Origin of the sequence: Mycolicibacterium chlorophenolicum (assembly GCF_001044235.1) — a bacterium.
Taxonomy (GTDB): Bacteria; Actinomycetota; Actinomycetes; order Mycobacteriales; family Mycobacteriaceae; genus Mycobacterium; species Mycobacterium chlorophenolicum.
Genome location: NZ_JYNL01000020.1, coordinates 511,637 through 528,075, shown reverse-complemented (window position 1 = coordinate 528,075; position 16,439 = coordinate 511,637). Strand labels below are relative to the sequence as shown.

The following is a 16,439-nucleotide window of genomic DNA, read 5'->3' as shown; positions in this document are numbered from 1 at the left end:
AGCCATGATCCGGCGGGCCGCCTTCGCGACGGTCGCCCTGATGCTCCTCGCCGGGTGCGCGCCGACGGTGGCCGGCACCGCCACCTGGCCCGGCGCGCGGTTGGACCGGGCGCTGCTGACCGCCGCCGACTTCCCGCCCGGCGTGCACTACGAACGCATCGCCAAGGACCCCGGCATGGCCGACGGTGCGGGTGGTCCGCCCCCGATGCTGTCGAAACCCGAGGGCTGCACCGACGGGCTCACCCGTGACATCGCCGCCACCGCCCAGCGCGGGCCCGGCAGTGCCGCCGAGTACGTGGCCGCCTACGACGGCGCCCGCATGGTGATCACGGTGCTGACCTGGCCGCTGGACCTCGACCGGCTGGCGGCGACCGCGGCGCGGTGCGCGGAGTTCCAGACGTTCTTCGCGCCCACCGACCCCGGCATCCCGATGACCACCACCAGGCTGACGACGCCGCGGCCCGACGCATTGGTCTACGAGCAGACCATGCACCTGGCCGGCGCGGACAGCACGGTGTACTTCTCCTTCGAAAACCTCGGTGCCACGGCCGTGTTCGGCATCGCCTTCCCGACGAACGACCCGTCGATTCCGGTCAAAGGCACGCTGCCGCAGACCTTTCTGGACGTCGTGTCCCGGCAGGCCGAACGCGCGCAGGCGGCGTGAGGGCGCCGCACGAGCGGCAAAACCCGCCCGCCGACTCCCGTCCGGCCTGTAGCGTGGCGCAATGCCCTCTCCCATGATCACCGTCGACGGCATCGGCGTACCCGTCGAGGTCGCCGGTCCGGAGAAGGGTTCGGTCGTGGTGCTGCTGGGTGCGGCGCAGAAGACGCCCGCCGCCTACGAAGCCGTGTGCCAGCGGCTGCACACCGCCTCGCTGCGCACCGTTGTCATCGGCCCCGATCCGCGACTCACCGCCAAGTCGGTGATCGGCATTCTGGACGCGCTCGAAGTCCGGTGGGCGCTGCTGGTGGGGGACCGGTTCGGCGGGGAACTGGCCTGGGAACTGGCCGCCACCCGGCTCGATCGGTTCATCGGTCTGGTCGTCATCGACCGCGGTCACCCGCGGGTGGCCGATCTGTCGGGCGTGGTCCGTGACGAGCACTGCCCGCCGGTGGAGTTGAACACGACCGCTCTGGTGAGCTCGAGCGCCGCGCGGGCGGTCGCGAAGGCGAGCCAGCGCTTCGTCTACGGCGAGTACCGGATCGTCGACCTGCTGGGGCGCCGTCAGGCCGCCGACTCGACGGCCCAGTTGGCGGCCGAGATCGTGATGCGCACCAGCACCTGGTGAGCGGACGTCAGGCCGGGGCGTCGTCGCCGCCGGCCGACTCGCCCGGCGTCCACGCCGGCGGGATGCCGGGCTGGCCGGGGAACAGGAAGTCGACGAAAGCCTGTGCGGTGGGCTGAGGCTCGTGGTTGGCCAGGCCCGGACGTTCGTTGGCCTCGATGAACACATACTCCGGCCGGGTGACGTCGGGGACGAGCAGATCGATGCCCGTCACCGGGATACCGATCGCGTCGGCGGACGCCACCGCGACCCGGCACAGGTCCGGGTGCACGGTCGAGGTCACGTCGTGGATGGTGCCGCCCTGATGCAGATTGGCCGTCCGGCGCACCCGCAGTCGCTCGCCCTCGGGCAGGACGTCGTCGAACGCGTAACCGGCTTCGCGCACCGTGGTCTCGGTGACGACGTCGATCGGGATGCGTGACTCGCCACCGGTGGCGGCGGCGCGCCGCCGGCTCTGCGCCTCGATCAGTTCGGCGATGGTGTGCCGGCCGGTGCCGGTCACCTCGGCGGGCATCCGCAGCGCGGCGGCGACCACCTTCTTGTCGATCACCACCAGGCGCAGGTCGTCCCCCTCGGCGCGCTGCTCGATGAGCACCTCGGGATGCTGCTCGCGGGCCCGGGCGAGCGCCGCGTCGAGTTCCTCGGGGCCGTCCACCCCCACGGTGATGCCCTTGCCCTGTTCGCCGCGGGTGGGTTTGACCACCACGTCGCCCACCTCGGCGAGGAACTCGTGGTCGGCCTCGTCGAACGTGGCCAGCCGGCCCTTCGGGACGATGATCCCGGCCTCGGAGACGATGCGCCGCGTCAGGCGTTTGTCGTCGCAGCGGCTCATCGCCACCGCAGACGTGTACTCGGACAACGATTCCCGTGTGACGACGCTGCGCCCACCGTGCGACAACCGCATCTCGCCGGCCTCGGCGTCGAGCACCTCGACCCAGATGCCGCGGCGCATCGCCTCGTCGGCGATGATCCGTGCGTAGGGGTTCAGGTCGTCGACGGTCTCGGGCGGGTGGGTGAACAACGGCTCATTGATGGCGTTCTTGCGCTTGACCGCCATCACCGGCACCCGGCTGAAGCCGAGCTTCTCGTACAGCGCGATCGCCGCGTTGTTGTCGTGGGTGACCGACAGATCCATGTACGCGCGCCCGCGTTCGCGGTACAGCGACGCCAGGCTGCGGGTCAGCGCGGCGCCCACGCCGGGCAGCGTGGCCGCCGGGTCCACCGCGAGCGTCCACAGGCTCGACCCGTTCTCCGGATCGGCGAACAGAGTGGCGTGGTCGACGCCGGTGACGGTGCCCAGCACGGTGCCGTCGTCACCGACGGCGACCAGATAGTCGACCGAGTGCTGGTTCTGATGGTTGTCCCACAGCACATCGGTGGGCGCGGGCACCATGCCGCACCGAACGTAGACGCGGTTCATCGCGTCGGCGTCCTCGCGCGTCTGCAGCGCACGGACGGTGAAGCCGCTGTGCGGGGGGCCGGGATCCTCGGCGTCGGTGAACCGCAGCCGGTAGGTGTGGCTGGGGTCGATGAACAGCTCGGCGGGCGCCTTGGAGACCAGCACGTGCGGTTCGCGGGCGTAGATGCAGATGTCGCGGCGACCGTGCGCCTCCTCGCGCAGCACCTCCGCCAGCCGCTCCGGGTCGCTGAACGTCTGGCCGAAAATCAGCCTGCCCCAGCCCAGTTCGAGCACCACATCGTCGGCCATCGCGTCGACCATGTCGGGCGGGGAGGCCTCGTGCAGGGCCATCGTGATGGCCTCGGAGTGCTCGCCGGCCTGGTCGGCCCTCGGGTCGACACCCCTCACGCGGCGGGCCCGGTGATTCCGTGCTTCTGCAGCCACAACTCGAGCAGCGCGATCTGCCACAGTTCGTTGCCGCGCAGCGGTGTGAGTCTGCCGTTGGGGTCGGCCAGCAGCCGCTCCACAGCCTCGGGGCGGAACAGCCCGCGCTCCTTGGCCGCCGGGGCGTACAGCGCATCGCGGACCAGATCGAGGTAGGGCCCTTCGAGGTGGGTCAGCGCCGGCACCGGGAAGTAACCTTTGGGCCGGTCGATCACCTCGGCCGGAATCACCTGGCGCGCTGCCTGTTTGAGCACACCCTTGCCTTCGTGGGCGGTCTTGAGCTGCGGGGGGCAGGTGGCGGCGAGTTCGACCAGGTCGTGATCGAGGAACGGCACCCGGCCTTCGAGCCCCCAGGCCATCGTCATGTTGTCGACCCGTTTGACCGGATCGTCGACCAGCATCACCGTGGTGTCAAGTCGCAGCGCGCGGTCCACGCCGGTCTGCGCGCCTGCCCGGGCGAAGTGCTCGGTGATGAACGCTTCACTCGGGTCGTCGGCGGCGAGGTAGTTCCGCGACACCAGTTCGGCATAGCCGGCCTGGTCGCGGTCGAAGAACGCGGCGCGGTAGCTGGCGACGGACCCCTCCAGCGACGCCGCAGCGGGCTCGCCCATCGGGGGATACCAGTGGTAACCGGCGAACACCTCGTCGGCGCCCTGACCCGACTGGACGACCTTGACGTGCTTGGCCACCTCCTGGCTGAGCAGGTAGAAGGCCACGCAGTCGTGGCTGACCATGGGCTCGCTCATCGCCCCGATCGCGCCGTCGAGGGCGGGCAGCATCCGGGCGGTGTCGATGCGGATCTGGTGGTGGTCGGTGCCGAACCGCTCGGCGACGATGTCGGAGTACCGGAACTCGTCACCGGCCACCCCGTTGACCGACTCGAAGCCGATCGAGAACGTCGCCAGCCCGTGCTGACCCGCCTCGGCCAGCAGCCCGACGATCAGGCTCGAGTCGACGCCGCCGGAGAGCAGGCAGCCGACCGGCACGTCGGCGACCAGCCTGCGTTTGACCGCCACCCGCAGCGACTCCAGAACCGCGTCCTCCCAGTCCTTCTCGGACCAGTCGGCGCGGTCATCGCGGCGGGTGAAGTCGGGCTCCCAGTACGTGGTGATGGTGCGGGTGCCGTCGGGTTCGATCGCCATCAGCGAGGCCGGCGGCAGCTTGCTGACGCCGCGCAGGATGGTGCGCGGCGAGGGCACCACCGAGTGGAAGGTCATGTAGTGGTGCAGCGCGACGGGGTCGATGCGGGTGTCGATGTCGCCGCCCGCCAGCAGCGCCGGCAACGAGGACGCGAACCGCACGCGGTCATCGGTCTCGGACAGATACAGCGGCTTGATGCCGAGGCGGTCGCGCCCGAGCAGTACCCGGCCGCTGTCGCGCTCGACGATCGCGAACGCGAACATCCCCTTGAGGCGGTCGACGAAGCGGTCACCCCACCGGTGGTAGGCCTTGATCAGGACCTCGGTGTCGCTGTGCGAGAAGAAGCGGTAGCCGTGGCCGGACAGTTCGTCGCGCAACTGCTCGTAGTTGTAGATGCAGCCGTTCCAGGCGATCGACAGTCCCAGTTCGGCGTCCACCATCGGTTGCGCGCCGGCCTCGGAGAGATCGATGATCTTGAGCCGGCGGTGGCCGAGAGCGACGCGGCCCTGGGACCACACCCCCGCCGCATCGGGGCCGCGAGGCACCATGACCTCGGCCATCGCGGTGACGGCTGGCACGTCCGGGCTTTGTCCGTCGAGGCGTACCTCGCCGGTGGCTCCACACACCTGTTCGACCCTACTCTGCTTCGGCGTTCCGATCAGTCCATGCAGCCGCGCTCCGACGCCCGGCGATGGGGATGTTTACCCCCGGTCCGGGCGGTCAAACGCGATCAGAGCATCAAGATCGAGATCCGCGTCACAGCGAGCTCAGGAGACCCCTCGCAGCTCGTCGTCCGAGAGCGTGACCTGCTTGATCGGGCCGGTGAACCAGTTCTTCACCGACACGTGCCAGTAGATGTAGAGCAGGATCAGCACGCCGCCGACCAGGAGCGGGGTGTAGTTGACGAACTTCCATTCGAAGCTGGGGTCCCATGGTGCGCCGCCGATCGACGTCGGGAACATCGCGATGATCGACGTGACGATGATCTCGATCAGGGCCAGCGGCGCCATCCACCGGTGGTGCCCGCGGAGGTTCCACCGGCCCAGCGGGAACGAGTCGCCGGCCTTCCACCGGAAGTAGATCGGCACCGCGAAGCACAGGTACAGGCCGACCACGCCGATCGAGACGACGGCGAAGAACGCGACGGGGACGGGCGCGCCGTTGATGTCCACCTCGACCAGGGCGGGCAGCGTGATGATCGCCGCGATGGTCGCGGTGACCATCACCGCGTTGGCCGGCACTCGTCTCGCGCTGAGCTTCGACCACAGCTGATGGCCGGGCACCGCGCGGTCACGGCTGAACGCGAACAGCATGCGCGACGCACTGGTCTGGCACGCGGTGGTGCAGAACAGTTGGCCGGCGGTGGAGACGAGCAGCACGATGCCGACCCACTTGGAGTCCATCGCCTGGGTGAAGATCGTGGCGACGGCACCGCCGCCCGCGGTCACGCCGTCCACGTCCTGGACGGCGAACAGGAAGGTCAGCAGCAGGATCCAGCCGCCGATGGCGGAGTAGAGGATCGAGCGCCAGATGCCTTTGGCGGCGCCGTCGGCGGCGCTCTTGGTCTCTTCGGACAGGTGGGCCGATGCGTCGTACCCGGTGATCGTGTACTGCGTCAGGATCGCCGACATCGGGAGGACGAACAGCAGGAACGTCAGGCCCGACGTGGAACCGCCGAAGAAGCCCGTGTTGTTGACGGTGGTGGCGAACACCGTGGAGAAGCTGGCGTGCTGTTCGGGGATCAGCCACAGGATGGCGACGACCGCCAGGGCCCCGGCCACGTGCCACCACACCGAGATGTTGTTGATGACGGCGAGCAGGTGCGACGAGAAGATGTTGATCGTCGCCACGACGACCAGGATGACCAGGAACATGATGAAGGTGCGGGTCAGGCTGTAGCCGGCCAGCCAGGACTCGCTGAAGGTGCCCAGGGTCAGGTCCAGGAACGTCGCACTGCCGTAGGCCACCGACGCCAGGATGGCGATCAGCCCGATCAGGTTCAGCCAGCCGGTGTAGAAACCCGCCTTCGGGCCGCCCAGTTTGGCTGCCCACCAATAGATCCCGCCCGAGGTGGGATAGGCGGACACCAGCTCGGACATGCACAGCCCGATGAGGAGGATGAAGACCGACACGATCGGCCAGCCCCACGCGATGGCGGCCGGACCGCCGTTGTTCCAGCCCAGGCCGAACGACGTGAAGCAGCCGGCCAGGATCGAGATGATCGAGAACGAGATCGCGAAGTTGCTGAATCCCGACCAGGACCGCGACAGTTCCTGGGTGTAACCCAGGCTCGCGAGGTGTCTCTCGTCGTCGTCTAGGTGTTCGTGGCCCTCGGGCACGGGAGACCTCCTGTGTGTGAAGAACAGCGCGACGGCCGGCGCCGGGCACCACAAGGGAGAATAGATCGCTATTGGTCTGGCGTCCTACCTTTGAACGTGGCAGTTTGGTGCGGGTGTGGGACGCCGGCGCACGGAAACGACCGCGAGGAATGGGGCACTGATGGGCACACGGGGCATGCTGTCGCGATCTGAGCTGGAGAAGCTGGTCGAGGCGGGGGACATCGACACGGTGATCGTCGCGTTCTGCGACATGCAGGGCCGGCTGACCGGCAAGCGCCTCTCGGCGCGGCTGTTCGTCGAGGACACCGCCGACCACGGCGCGGAAGCCTGCAACTACCTGCTGGCCGTCGACGTCGACAACAACACCGTCGACGGGTACGCGATCTCCAGCTGGGAGACCGGCTACGGCGACATGGTGATGACCCCCGATTTCGCCACGCTGCGGCTGGTGCCGTGGCTGCCCGGCACCGCGCTGGTGATGGCCGACCTCTCGTGGACCGACGGCCGGCCGGTGACCCAGGCGCCGCGCAGCATCCTCAACCGTCAGATCGACCGGCTCTCCGAGCGCGGCCTGGTGCCCTACGCCGCCACCGAACTCGAGTTCATGGTCTTCGACGACACCTTTCGCGGGGCTTGGGCGGCCGGCTACAAGGGCCTCACCCCGGCCACCGATTACAACATCGATTACGCGATGCTGGCCTCGACCCGGATGGAGCCGCTGCTGCGCGACATCCGGCTCGGCATGGACGGCGCGGGCATGTACTGCGAAGGCGTCAAGGGGGAGTGCAACCTCGGCCAGCAGGAGATCGGATTCCGCTACGACCACGCGCGCACCACGTGTGACAACCACACGATCTACCGCAACGGCGCCAAGGAGATCGCCGATCAGCACGGCAAGAGCCTGACGTTCATGGCGAAATTCGATGAGCGCGAAGGCAACAGCTGCCACATCCACATCTCGCTGCGCGGCGAGGACGGCAGCGCCGTGTTCGCCGACGAGGACGCCGAGGACGGCATGACGCCGCTGTTCCGCAGCTTCATCGCCGGCCAGCTCGCCACCATGCGGGAGCTGAGCCTGTGTTACGCGCCGAACGTCAACTCCTACAAGCGGTTCGCCGAGGGCAGCTTCGCCCCGACGGCGATCGCGTGGGGCTTCGACAACCGCACGTGCTCGCTGCGGGTGGTCGGCCATGGCGCGGCGATGCGGATGGAGAACCGGGCGCCGGGCGGCGACGTCAACCAGTACCTCGCGGTCTCGGCGCTGATCGCCGGCGGCCTGTACGGCATCGAGAACGAGCTCGAGCTACCCGAAGCGTTGTCCGGCAACGCCTACACCAGCGGTGCCGAACGGCTGCCGACGACGCTGGCCGAGGCCGTCGAGCTGTTCGACAACTCGAAGGTCGCGCGGGACGCCTTCGGTGACGACGTCGTCGACCACTACCTCAACTACGCGCGCGTGGAGCTCAAGGCCTTCAACGCCGCGGTGACGGATTGGGAAAGGATGCGCGGCTTTGAGCGACTGTGACGCCCTTCGCCCGGTGATCGGGCTGACCACCTACCTGCAGCAGGCACAGACCGGTGTGTGGGACGTGCGGGCCAGTTTCCTGCCTGCGATCTACTTCGAGGGCATCGGCCTGGCAGGCGGCATCTCGGTGCTGCTGCCGCCGCAGCCGGTGGACGACGCCATCGCCGACCGCGTGCTCGATGGACTCGACGGGCTGATCATCACCGGCGGGCGCGACGTCGACCCGGCGGCCTACGGCAGCGAGCGCCATCCCGCCACCGACGAGCCGGTCGCCGACAGCCGCACCCGCGACGCCTTCGAGTTGGCGCTGCTGCAGGCGGCGCTGCGCCGCGGCGTCCCGGTGCTCGGCATCTGCCGGGGCGCGCAGGTGCTCAACGTCGCGCTCGGCGGAACGCTGCACCAACATCTGCCCGATGTCGTCGGCCACACCCGCCACCAGCAGGGCAACGCGGTGTTCTCCACCTCGACGATCACCACCGTCTCCGGCACCCGGGTGGCGGAGATGGTCGGACCGGACACCGAGGCGCAGTGCTACCACCACCAGGCCATCGACCGGCTGGGCGACGGCCTGATCGTCAGCGCCTCCGACAGCGACGGAGTGATCGAGGCCGTCGAGGTCGACCGGGAGAGCCACCCAGGCCGGTGGGTGGTGGCCGTGCAATGGCATCCCGAAGAGCGGCTGGACGACCTGCGGCTGTTCGCGGGTCTGGTCGGCGCCGCAGCAGCACACGCATCCCAGAAAGCCCAGAAAGTGAGCGTATGACGACGACCAGCGATGTGATCAACCCCGCGACCGAGGAACTGCTGCGCACCGTCGAGCAGACCGACGAGGCCGGGGTCGACGACGCGGTGGCCCGCGCCCGGGCGGCGCAGCGGCAGTGGGCCCGGCAGGCCCCGGCGGAGCGGGCGGCGGCGCTGCGCGCGTTCGCCGCGGTGGTCGACGCCCACGTCGAGGAGCTGGCCCAGCTCGAGGTCGCCAACTCCGGGCATCCGATCGGCAACGCCCGCTGGGAGGCGGGCCACGTCCGCGACGTGCTGCAGTACTACTCGGCGAGCCCGGAACGGTTGTCCGGCAAGCAGATTCCGGTGGCCGGCGGCCTGGACGTCACCTTCAACGAACCGCTGGGCGTGGTCGGCGTCATCACCCCGTGGAATTTCCCGATGACCATTGCGTCGTGGGGGTTCGCGCCCGCGCTGGCCGCCGGGAACGCGGTGCTGGTCAAGCCGGCGGAGTGGACCCCGCTGACCACGATCCGGCTCGGCGAACTCGCCGTCGAGGCCGGCCTGCCGGCTGATCTGTTCCAGGTCGTGCCCGGTCGGGGCTCGGTGGTCGGGGAGCGCTTCGTCAGCCATCCCGACGTCCGCAAGATCGTGTTCACGGGTTCCACCGAGGTCGGCACCCGGGTGATGGCCGGCGCGGCGCAGCAGGTCAAGCGTGTCACGCTCGAGCTGGGCGGCAAGAGCGCCAACATCGTGTTCGACGACTGCGACCTCGAGCGCGCCGCCGCCACCGCGCCGTACGGCGTGTTCGACAACTCGGGTCAGGACTGCTGCGCCCGCAGCCGGATCCTGGTGCAGCGCAATGTCTTCGATCGGTTCATGGAACTGTTCGAGCCTGCCGTCAAGGGCGTCGTGGTGGGCGATCCGCGCGCCGAGGGCACCGAGATGGGTCCGCTCGTGTCCAAGGCGCACTGGGAGTCCGTGGCCGGTTATGTCCCCGACGGGGCGCCGGTGGCGTTCCGCGGCGATGCGCCCACGGGTCCCGGATACTGGTTCCCGCCCACGGTGCTGACGCCGCCGCGCGACGACCGCACGGTCACCGAGGAGATCTTCGGTCCGGTCGTGACGGTGCTGCCGTTCGACCACGAGGCGGACGCGATCGCGTTGGCCAACGACACCCCCTACGGGCTGTCCGGCTCGATCTGGACCGAGAACGTGTCCCGGGCGCTGCGGGTCTCGCGCGCCGTGGAATCGGGCAATCTGTCGGTCAACTCGCACTCGTCGGTGCGCTACAGCACGCCGTTCGGCGGCTTCAAGCAATCAGGTCTGGGCCGCGAACTCGGCCCCGACGCCCCGCTGTCGTTCACCGAGACCAAGAACGTCTTCATAGCTGTTCAGGAGGAGCACTGATGGATCTGACCCAGCGTCTGGCAGGCAAGGTCGCCGTGATCACCGGCGGCGCCAGCGGCATCGGGCTGGCAACCGCCAAACGGATGCAGGCCGAAGGCGCCATCGTCGTCATCGGGGACCTGGATCCCACCACCGGCAAGTCCGTCGCCAACGATCTCAACGTGACGTTCGTGGAAGTCGACGTCGCCGATCCGGTGGCGGTGGACCAGTTGTTCGACACGGCCGTCGACGTGCACGGCGGGGTCGACATCGCGTTCAACAACGCCGGCATCTCGCCGCCCGACGACGACCTGATCGAGAACACCAGCATCGACGCGTGGCAGCGGGTGCAGGACGTCAACCTCAAGTCGGTGTTCCTGTGCTGCAAAGCCGCACTGCGGCACATGGTTCCGGCGCAGAAGGGCTCGATCATCAACACCGCGTCGTTCGTCGCGGTGATGGGGTCGGCGACCTCGCAGATCTCCTACACCGCCTCGAAGGGCGGCGTACTGGCGATGTCGCGGGAGCTGGGCGTGCAGTACGCCCGGCAGGGCATCCGGGTCAACGCGCTGTGCCCGGGGCCGGTCAACACCCCGCTGCTCAAGGAGTTGTTCGCCAAGGATCCCGAGCGCGCCGCGCGCCGGCTGGTGCACGTGCCCGTCGGCCGGTTCGCCGAACCGGAGGAACTCGCGGCCGCGGTGGCGTTCCTCGCCAGCGACGACGCGTCGTTCATCACGGGGTCGTCCTTCCTCGTCGATGGCGGGATCAGCTCCGCATACGTGACGCCGCTGTAAGCATGACGGCCGAGCCGGACGCGCACGAAGAGCAGACCGCCAGCGAGGCGCTGCTGCGTCCGGTGCGGCCGCTCAACGCCTTCGAGGACACCGTCGAGCGGCTGCTGCAGACGATTCGCCTGGGGGTGCTCTCCCCGGGCGAATCCCTGCCGCCGGAGCGGGAACTCGCCGCCCGGCTGGGCGTCAGCCGCGACACCGTGCGGGAGGCGATCAAGTCGCTCGCCGACGCCGGCTACCTGGTGTCGCGCCGCGGCCGCTACGGCGGCACCTTCCTGGCCGACGCGTTACCGGCACCCCGACCGGACGAGGCCCGCTTCAGCGAAGCCGAGATCACCGACGCGATGCGGCTGCGGGAGATCCTCGAGGTGGGGGCGGCCCGGATGGCGGCGGGGCGGACGCTGACCGCCGCCGACCGGGAGGCGCTGTGGAGCCGGCTCGCCGATGTCCGCGGTGCCGCGCCGGAGGACTACCGCCGGCTGGACTCGCGGCTGCACCTGGCGATCGCCGAGGCCGCCGGCGTGCCCTCGCTGGTCCCGCTCGTCGCGCAGAACCGGATGCGGCTCAACGAACTCCTCGACTGCATCCCGCTGCTGGCGCGCAACATCGCCCACTCCGACGAGCAGCACGAAGCGATCGTGCTGGCGATCCTGGCCGGGGACGCGGAGCGTGCCGCGCAGACGATGACGGCCCACGTCTGGGGCTCGGCCGCCCTTCTTCACGGATTCCTGGACTGACGCCGGTTAGATTGACTTCCGTGGAGGATGCCGAACGGGTCGAACGCGCGTCGTCGGCGCTGGCCGAGGTCGACACCTCCGGCTGGGCGCAGCGCTTCGACCTGGTCTCGGATCCGCACCGCCTGGAGATCCTGCTCTGCCTGCACCGCTCACCCGGCATCTCCGTCAGCGATCTGGCGGCCGCGCTCGGCCGCTCCGAGAACGCGGTGTCCCAGGCGCTGCGGGTGCTCCGCCAGCAGGGCTGGGTGAGCAACACCCGCGAGGGCCGCTCGGTGCGCTATCGCCTCGACGACGACACCGTCCACGATCTGCTGCACTGGATCGGGGCCCGGCACGGGTGAGTTCCGGTGACGAGGTGACGCGGGTGCTGAGCATCGGCGAGCCGCCGCTGGCGCCGGGGCCGCGACTCGACGGCCGATCCGACCGGCCGGTGCACGCCCGCATCGCGGCGTGGCTGCAGGGCCTGATCGACTCCGGCGGGCTGGTGCCCGGCGACAAGTTGCCGCCCGAGGTCGAGATCGCCACCGCACTCGGCTGCAGCCGGATGACGTTGCGCCAGGCGCTCGGCGCGCTGGAGCACAAGGGCCTGATCGACCGGCGCCGCGGCCGGTTCGGCGGAAACTTCGTCTCCACGCCGCGCTTCGAGTTCGACCACGCCAGCCTGCCCGGCTTCACCGAGCAGATGCGTCGTTTCGAGGTGGAGCCCGGCGCTCAGGTGCTCGGGGCGCACACCGGCCGCCCTGATGCCGAGGTGAGCGGGGCGTTGGGGCTGCGACGCACCGACGAGGTGCATCAGATCATGCGCGGGCGTACCGCCAACGGCGAGCCGATCGTGCTCGAGGAGGCCTACCTGCCCGCGGCGGTGTTCCCCGACCTGCTCACCAGGGATCTGGGCGGTTCGCTGTACGCGCTGATGCGGGAGTACGGCCACGGTCCGTCGTCGGCCGACGAACGGATCGAGGCCACCCCGGCGACCGTCGAGCAGGCCCGCGTCCTCGGTGTGGAGCCCGGCAGTCCACTGCTGCTGATCGTGCGAACGTCGTTCGCCGACAACGGGGTTGCGGTGGAGTTCTCCCGCGACTACCACCGGTCCGACCGCACCGCGATCCGCGTCCGCTCCCGCGCCGACGGGTGATCCGAGGCGGTTGAAGTCTAGACCTTTGCGGTGGCCCCGTTTACAGTGAAGCGATGTCGTCACCGCTCACCGACGATCACCTCGACGGGCTGTTCGAGCAGATTCCGTTGCTGGCCGGTCGTGCGCGGACGCTGGAGGAACTGTCGGGCGGTCTGACCAACCGCAACGTGAAGATCACCACCGCCGATGCGGTCTACGTCGCCCGCTGCGTCGACACCGAGCGCAATCTGCTCGGCATCGACCGCGACCACGAGCACGCGAACAGCGTCGCCGCCCACCGCGCCGGCGTCGGCGCACCCGTGCTGGACTACCGGCCCGACCTCGGCGTGCTGCTGCTCGGCTATCTCGAGGGAAAGACGCTGGAGAACAACGACTTCCAGCGCGACGGTGTGATCGCCAAGGCGGCCGCAGCAGTGCGCACGCTGCATCGGGGGCCCCGATTCGTCAACCGGTTCGACATGTTCGAACGTCAGCCCGCGTACCTGCAGACCTGCCGCAGCCGGGGCTTCGCGATCCCGGCCGACTACCAGGACCACGCGGAGGCCTTCGCCGCGGCGCGACGGGTGCTGACGGCCACCGACGACACGACCGTGCCGTGCAACAACGACCTCCTCGCCGGCAACTTCATCGAGCACGGCGACCGGATGCACCTGATCGACTACGAGTACTCGGGCAACAACGACCCCTGTTTCGAGCTCGGCAACATCTGGAGCGAATGCGGTCTGAGCCTCGACCAGCTCGACGAACTCGTCACGAGCTATCACGGCCGCCGTCTGCGACACAAGACCGCCCGGGCCCATCTGCAGGGCATCGTCGCCAAGTACGGCTGGACGCTGTGGGGCTGCATCCAGAACGGTTCCAGTGCCTTGGAATTCGACTTCTGGTCCTGGGCGATGGAGCGCTACGAGGTCGCGGTCGCCGAATTCCGCCACCCCGGCTATCCCCGGCTCCTCGACGACGTCGCGGCGCCCGACTGAAGGAGACACCACCGCCCATGGCCTCTGCCGCACCGCTGCCGTCGCGCGCCCACGCCGTCATCATCGGCGGGGGAGTGATCGGCACCAGCGTCGCCTATCACCTGACCCGCCTGGGCATCACCGACGTGGTGCTCCTCGAGCAGGGCCAGCTCTCCAGCGGAACCACCTGGCACGCAGCCGGACTCGTCGGGCAGCTGCGCGCGTCGGAGGGCATGACCCGGCTGGTGCAGTACTCGACCACGCTGTACGCCGAGTTGGAGGCCGAAACCGGGCTCTCGGCGGGATACAAGCAGTGCGGTGGCGTCACCGTCGCGCGCACCGAGGACCGCATGGAACAGCTGCGCCGCACCGCCGCGAACGCGGCCGCGTTCGACCTCGAATGCGAATTGCTGAGTTCCGCAGAGGCTCTCGAGCACTACCCGGTGATGCGGACCGACGACCTCGTCGGCGCGATCTGGCTGCCCGCCGACGGCAAGGCCAATCCGACCGACCTGACCTACGCGCTGGCCAAGGGGGCGCGGATGCGCGGAGCCCGGATCGTCGAGAAGACCCGGGTGCTCGACGTGCTCACCGCCGACGGGGTCGTGCGGGGCGTGCGCACCGACGCCGGCGACATCGAGGCCGAGATCGTCGTCAACTGCGCCGGACAGTGGGCCAAACAGGTGGCCGCGATGGTCGGCGCGAACGTACCGCTGCACTCCGCCGAGCACTTCTACGTCGTCTCCGAGCCGATCGCCGGAGTGCACCCCGACCTGCCGATCCTGCGCGACCCCGACGGCTACACCTACTTCAAGGAGGAGGTCGGCGGCCTGGTGATCGGTGGGTTCGAACCCGAGGCGAAGCCGTGGGTGTCACCGGATGCGATCCCGTACCCGTTCGAGTTCCAGCTCCTCGACGAGGACTGGGAGCACTTCGAGATCCTGATGAACAGCGCGCTGCTGCGCATCCCGGCGCTGGAGAGCACCGGCATCAAGAAGTTCTACAACGGTCCGGAGAGCTTCACGCCCGACAACCAGTTCATCCTCGGCGAGGCTCCCGAGTGCCGGAACTTCTTCGTCGGCGCCGGCTTCAACTCCGTCGGCATCGCCACCGCCGGCGGCGCGGGCCGGGCGCTGGCCGAGTGGATCGTCGAGGGTGCGCCGACTACCGACCTGACCGGGGTGGACATCCGCCGGTTCGCCCCGTTCAACGGCAACAACCGCTGGCTGCACGACAGGGTCGCCGAGGTGCTCGGCATCCACTACGAGATCCCGTGGCCGAACCGGGAGATGACGACCGCGCGGCCGTTCCGCCGCTCGCCGGTGCACCATCTTCTCGACGCCGCCGGCGCCAACTTCGGCAGCAAGATGGGCTGGGAGCGCGCGAACTTCTTCGCGCGCGACGGCGAGGCGCCGGTGATCGACTACACCTGGGGAACCCCGAACTGGCTGCCGTGGTCGGCCGCCGAGCAGCGCAGCACGCGCACCGGTGTGACGGTGTTCGACCAGACGTCGTTCTCCAAGTACGTCATCGTCGGCCGCGACGCCGAGACCGCGCTGCAGTGGCTGTGTACCGCCGACGTGGCCGTGCCGGTGGGCCGGTCGGTGTACACCGGCATGCTCAACGCGCGCGGCACCTACGAAGCCGACGTCACCGTGACCCGCACCGCGGCCGACGAGTTCTTGATGGTCAGCAGCGCGGCCACCACCGAGCGGGACAAGGACCACATCCGGCGCCATATGCCCGCCGGGGCGGACGCCCACGTCGTCGACGTCACGTCGTCGTACGCGGTGTTCGGTGTCATGGGCCCACGCTCGCGCGACCTGTTGTCGGTGCTCACCGACGCCGATCTCTCCGATTCCGCGTTCCCGTTCGGCACCAGCCGGGTGATCCCGCTCGGGTACGCGACGGTGCGCGCCACCCGCATCACCTATGTCGGCGAACTCGGCTGGGAGCTCTACGTTCCGGCCGAGTTCGCGGTCGGGGTGTACGAGGACCTGATGGCGGCGGGCGAGCCGCTGGGCGTGGCGCGCGGCGGGTACTACGCCATCGAGTCGTTGCGCCTCGAGAAGGGCTACCGCGCGTTCGGCCGGGAGCTCTCGCCGAGTGAGAACCCCGTCGAGGCGGGGCTGTTGTTCGCGTGCAAGCTGGGCACCGACATCGGCTTCCTCGGCCGCGACGCCGTGGAGCGGGCGCGGGCGGAGGGGCCGCGCCGCAAGCTGGTCGGGTTCCGCGTCGAGACGCCGGATCCGATGCTCTGGGGCGGGGAACTGATCCTGCGCGACGGCGCGGTTGCGGGGCAGGCGACGTCGGCGGCCTGGGGGGAGACGACCGGTGCATGCGTCGGGCTGGCGTACCTGCGGGCGGCCGACGGTGCGGTCGTCGATGCCGACTGGGTGCGCAGCGGCGACTACCAGGTCAGCGTCGGCGGTGTGCTGCACCCGATCTCGGTGTCGCTGCGCCCGCTCTACGACCCGGCGGGGGAACGGGTGCGGGGCTGATCACCTACCCGTCCGGACAGGTGACCCCTGCTCATCTGATCAGCTAGACAGATGATCAGATGAGCCATACGCTCGCG

At 69.5% G+C, this 16,439-nt stretch carries 14 protein-coding genes; 11 read left to right on the top strand and 3 right to left on the bottom strand.

Going from position 1 to position 16,439, the window contains the following annotated elements:
• The first annotated feature begins 4 nt into the window (after nucleotides 1-4).
• On the top strand, nucleotides 5-664 hold the full coding sequence (locus MCHLDSM_RS10605; protein ID WP_048470007.1) for a hypothetical protein: 660 nt from the start codon (nucleotides 5-7) through the stop codon (nucleotides 662-664).
• Nucleotides 665-725: 61 nt separating this feature from the next.
• On the top strand, nucleotides 726-1,289 hold the full coding sequence (locus tag MCHLDSM_RS10600; RefSeq protein ID WP_048417200.1) for an alpha/beta fold hydrolase: 564 nt from the start codon (nucleotides 726-728) through the stop codon (nucleotides 1,287-1,289).
• A gap of 7 nt (nucleotides 1,290-1,296) precedes the next feature.
• On the opposite strand, the gene ngg is transcribed toward MCHLDSM_RS10600, so the two are convergent.
• From ngg to MCHLDSM_RS10585, 3 genes are all read right to left on the bottom strand, one after another.
• Nucleotides 1,297-3,036 carry an N-acetylglutaminylglutamine synthetase gene (gene ngg, locus MCHLDSM_RS10595; protein ID WP_048470284.1) on the bottom strand — a complete coding sequence of 580 codons (1,740 nt, stop codon included), beginning with the start codon at nucleotides 3,034-3,036 and terminating at the stop codon, nucleotides 1,297-1,299.
• 53 nt (nucleotides 3,037-3,089) lie between these two features.
• Nucleotides 3,090-4,895, bottom strand: coding sequence for an N-acetylglutaminylglutamine amidotransferase (locus tag MCHLDSM_RS10590; RefSeq protein WP_048470006.1), 1,806 nt, complete (start codon nucleotides 4,893-4,895; stop codon nucleotides 3,090-3,092).
• Nucleotides 4,896-5,036: 141 nt separating this feature from the next.
• Entirely contained in the window at nucleotides 5,037-6,608 is a 1,572-nt protein-coding gene (locus MCHLDSM_RS10585; protein WP_048470005.1) for an amino acid permease, read from the bottom strand.
• Between the two features lie 160 nt (nucleotides 6,609-6,768).
• Here MCHLDSM_RS10585 and MCHLDSM_RS10580 point away from each other — a divergent pair, with 160 nt between their 5' ends.
• The 9 genes from MCHLDSM_RS10580 to MCHLDSM_RS10540 are packed head-to-tail and all read left to right on the top strand — an operon-like array spanning nucleotide 6,769 to nucleotide 16,362.
• Nucleotides 6,769-8,133 (top strand): glutamine synthetase family protein, encoded by a 1,365-nt coding sequence (locus MCHLDSM_RS10580; protein ID WP_048470004.1) that lies wholly within the window; start codon nucleotides 6,769-6,771, stop codon nucleotides 8,131-8,133.
• Nucleotides 8,120-8,896, top strand: a complete 777-nt coding sequence (locus MCHLDSM_RS10575) for a gamma-glutamyl-gamma-aminobutyrate hydrolase family protein (protein WP_201780371.1) — start codon at nucleotides 8,120-8,122, stop codon at nucleotides 8,894-8,896. The genes MCHLDSM_RS10580 and MCHLDSM_RS10575 overlap by 14 nt, the downstream gene beginning before the upstream one ends.
• Nucleotides 8,893-10,263 carry an aldehyde dehydrogenase family protein gene (locus tag MCHLDSM_RS10570; protein WP_048470003.1) on the top strand — a complete coding sequence of 457 codons (1,371 nt, stop codon included), beginning with the start codon at nucleotides 8,893-8,895 and terminating at the stop codon, nucleotides 10,261-10,263. Before MCHLDSM_RS10575 ends, MCHLDSM_RS10570 begins: the two co-directional genes overlap by 4 nt.
• Nucleotides 10,260-11,036, top strand: a complete 777-nt coding sequence (locus MCHLDSM_RS10565; RefSeq protein WP_174545661.1) for a 3-oxoacyl-ACP reductase — start codon at nucleotides 10,260-10,262, stop codon at nucleotides 11,034-11,036. Before MCHLDSM_RS10570 ends, MCHLDSM_RS10565 begins: the two co-directional genes overlap by 4 nt.
• A gap of 2 nt (nucleotides 11,037-11,038) precedes the next feature.
• Entirely contained in the window at nucleotides 11,039-11,770 is a 732-nt protein-coding gene (locus MCHLDSM_RS10560) for a FadR/GntR family transcriptional regulator (RefSeq protein ID WP_048470001.1), read from the top strand.
• A 20-nt stretch (nucleotides 11,771-11,790) separates the two neighbouring features.
• Nucleotides 11,791-12,111, top strand: a complete 321-nt coding sequence (locus MCHLDSM_RS10555; RefSeq protein WP_407661849.1) for an ArsR/SmtB family transcription factor — start codon at nucleotides 11,791-11,793, stop codon at nucleotides 12,109-12,111.
• Between the two features lie 14 nt (nucleotides 12,112-12,125).
• Entirely contained in the window at nucleotides 12,126-12,905 is a 780-nt protein-coding gene (locus MCHLDSM_RS10550; RefSeq protein WP_053082964.1) for a GntR family transcriptional regulator, read from the top strand.
• Nucleotides 12,906-12,958: 53 nt separating this feature from the next.
• Nucleotides 12,959-13,882 carry a choline kinase family protein gene (locus MCHLDSM_RS10545; RefSeq protein WP_048469999.1) on the top strand — a complete coding sequence of 308 codons (924 nt, stop codon included), beginning with the start codon at nucleotides 12,959-12,961 and terminating at the stop codon, nucleotides 13,880-13,882.
• 17 nt (nucleotides 13,883-13,899) lie between these two features.
• Nucleotides 13,900-16,362: a GcvT family protein gene (locus MCHLDSM_RS10540; protein ID WP_048469998.1), complete on the top strand. Its 2,463-nt coding sequence runs from the start codon at nucleotides 13,900-13,902 to the stop codon at nucleotides 16,360-16,362.
• Nucleotides 16,363-16,439 lie beyond the last annotated feature (77 nt).

Bases quoted from the DNA above. Each gene is read 5' to 3' on its own strand.
- MCHLDSM_RS10605 (WP_048470007.1), top strand. From the start codon at position 5: ATGATCCGGCGGGCCGCCTTCGCGACGGTCGCCCTGATGCTCCTCGCC.
- MCHLDSM_RS10600 (WP_048417200.1), top strand. From the start codon at position 726: ATGCCCTCTCCCATGATCACCGTCGACGGCATCGGCGTACCCGTCGAG.
- ngg (WP_048470284.1), bottom strand. From the start codon at position 3,036: ATGGCCCTGCACGAGGCCTCCCCGCCCGACATGGTCGACGCGATGGCC.
- MCHLDSM_RS10580 (WP_048470004.1), top strand. From the start codon at position 6,769: ATGGGCACACGGGGCATGCTGTCGCGATCTGAGCTGGAGAAGCTGGTC.
- MCHLDSM_RS10570 (WP_048470003.1), top strand. From the start codon at position 8,893: ATGACGACGACCAGCGATGTGATCAACCCCGCGACCGAGGAACTGCTG.
- MCHLDSM_RS10560 (WP_048470001.1), top strand. From the start codon at position 11,039: ATGACGGCCGAGCCGGACGCGCACGAAGAGCAGACCGCCAGCGAGGCG.
- MCHLDSM_RS10545 (WP_048469999.1), top strand. From the start codon at position 12,959: ATGTCGTCACCGCTCACCGACGATCACCTCGACGGGCTGTTCGAGCAG.
- MCHLDSM_RS10540 (WP_048469998.1), top strand. From the start codon at position 13,900: ATGGCCTCTGCCGCACCGCTGCCGTCGCGCGCCCACGCCGTCATCATC.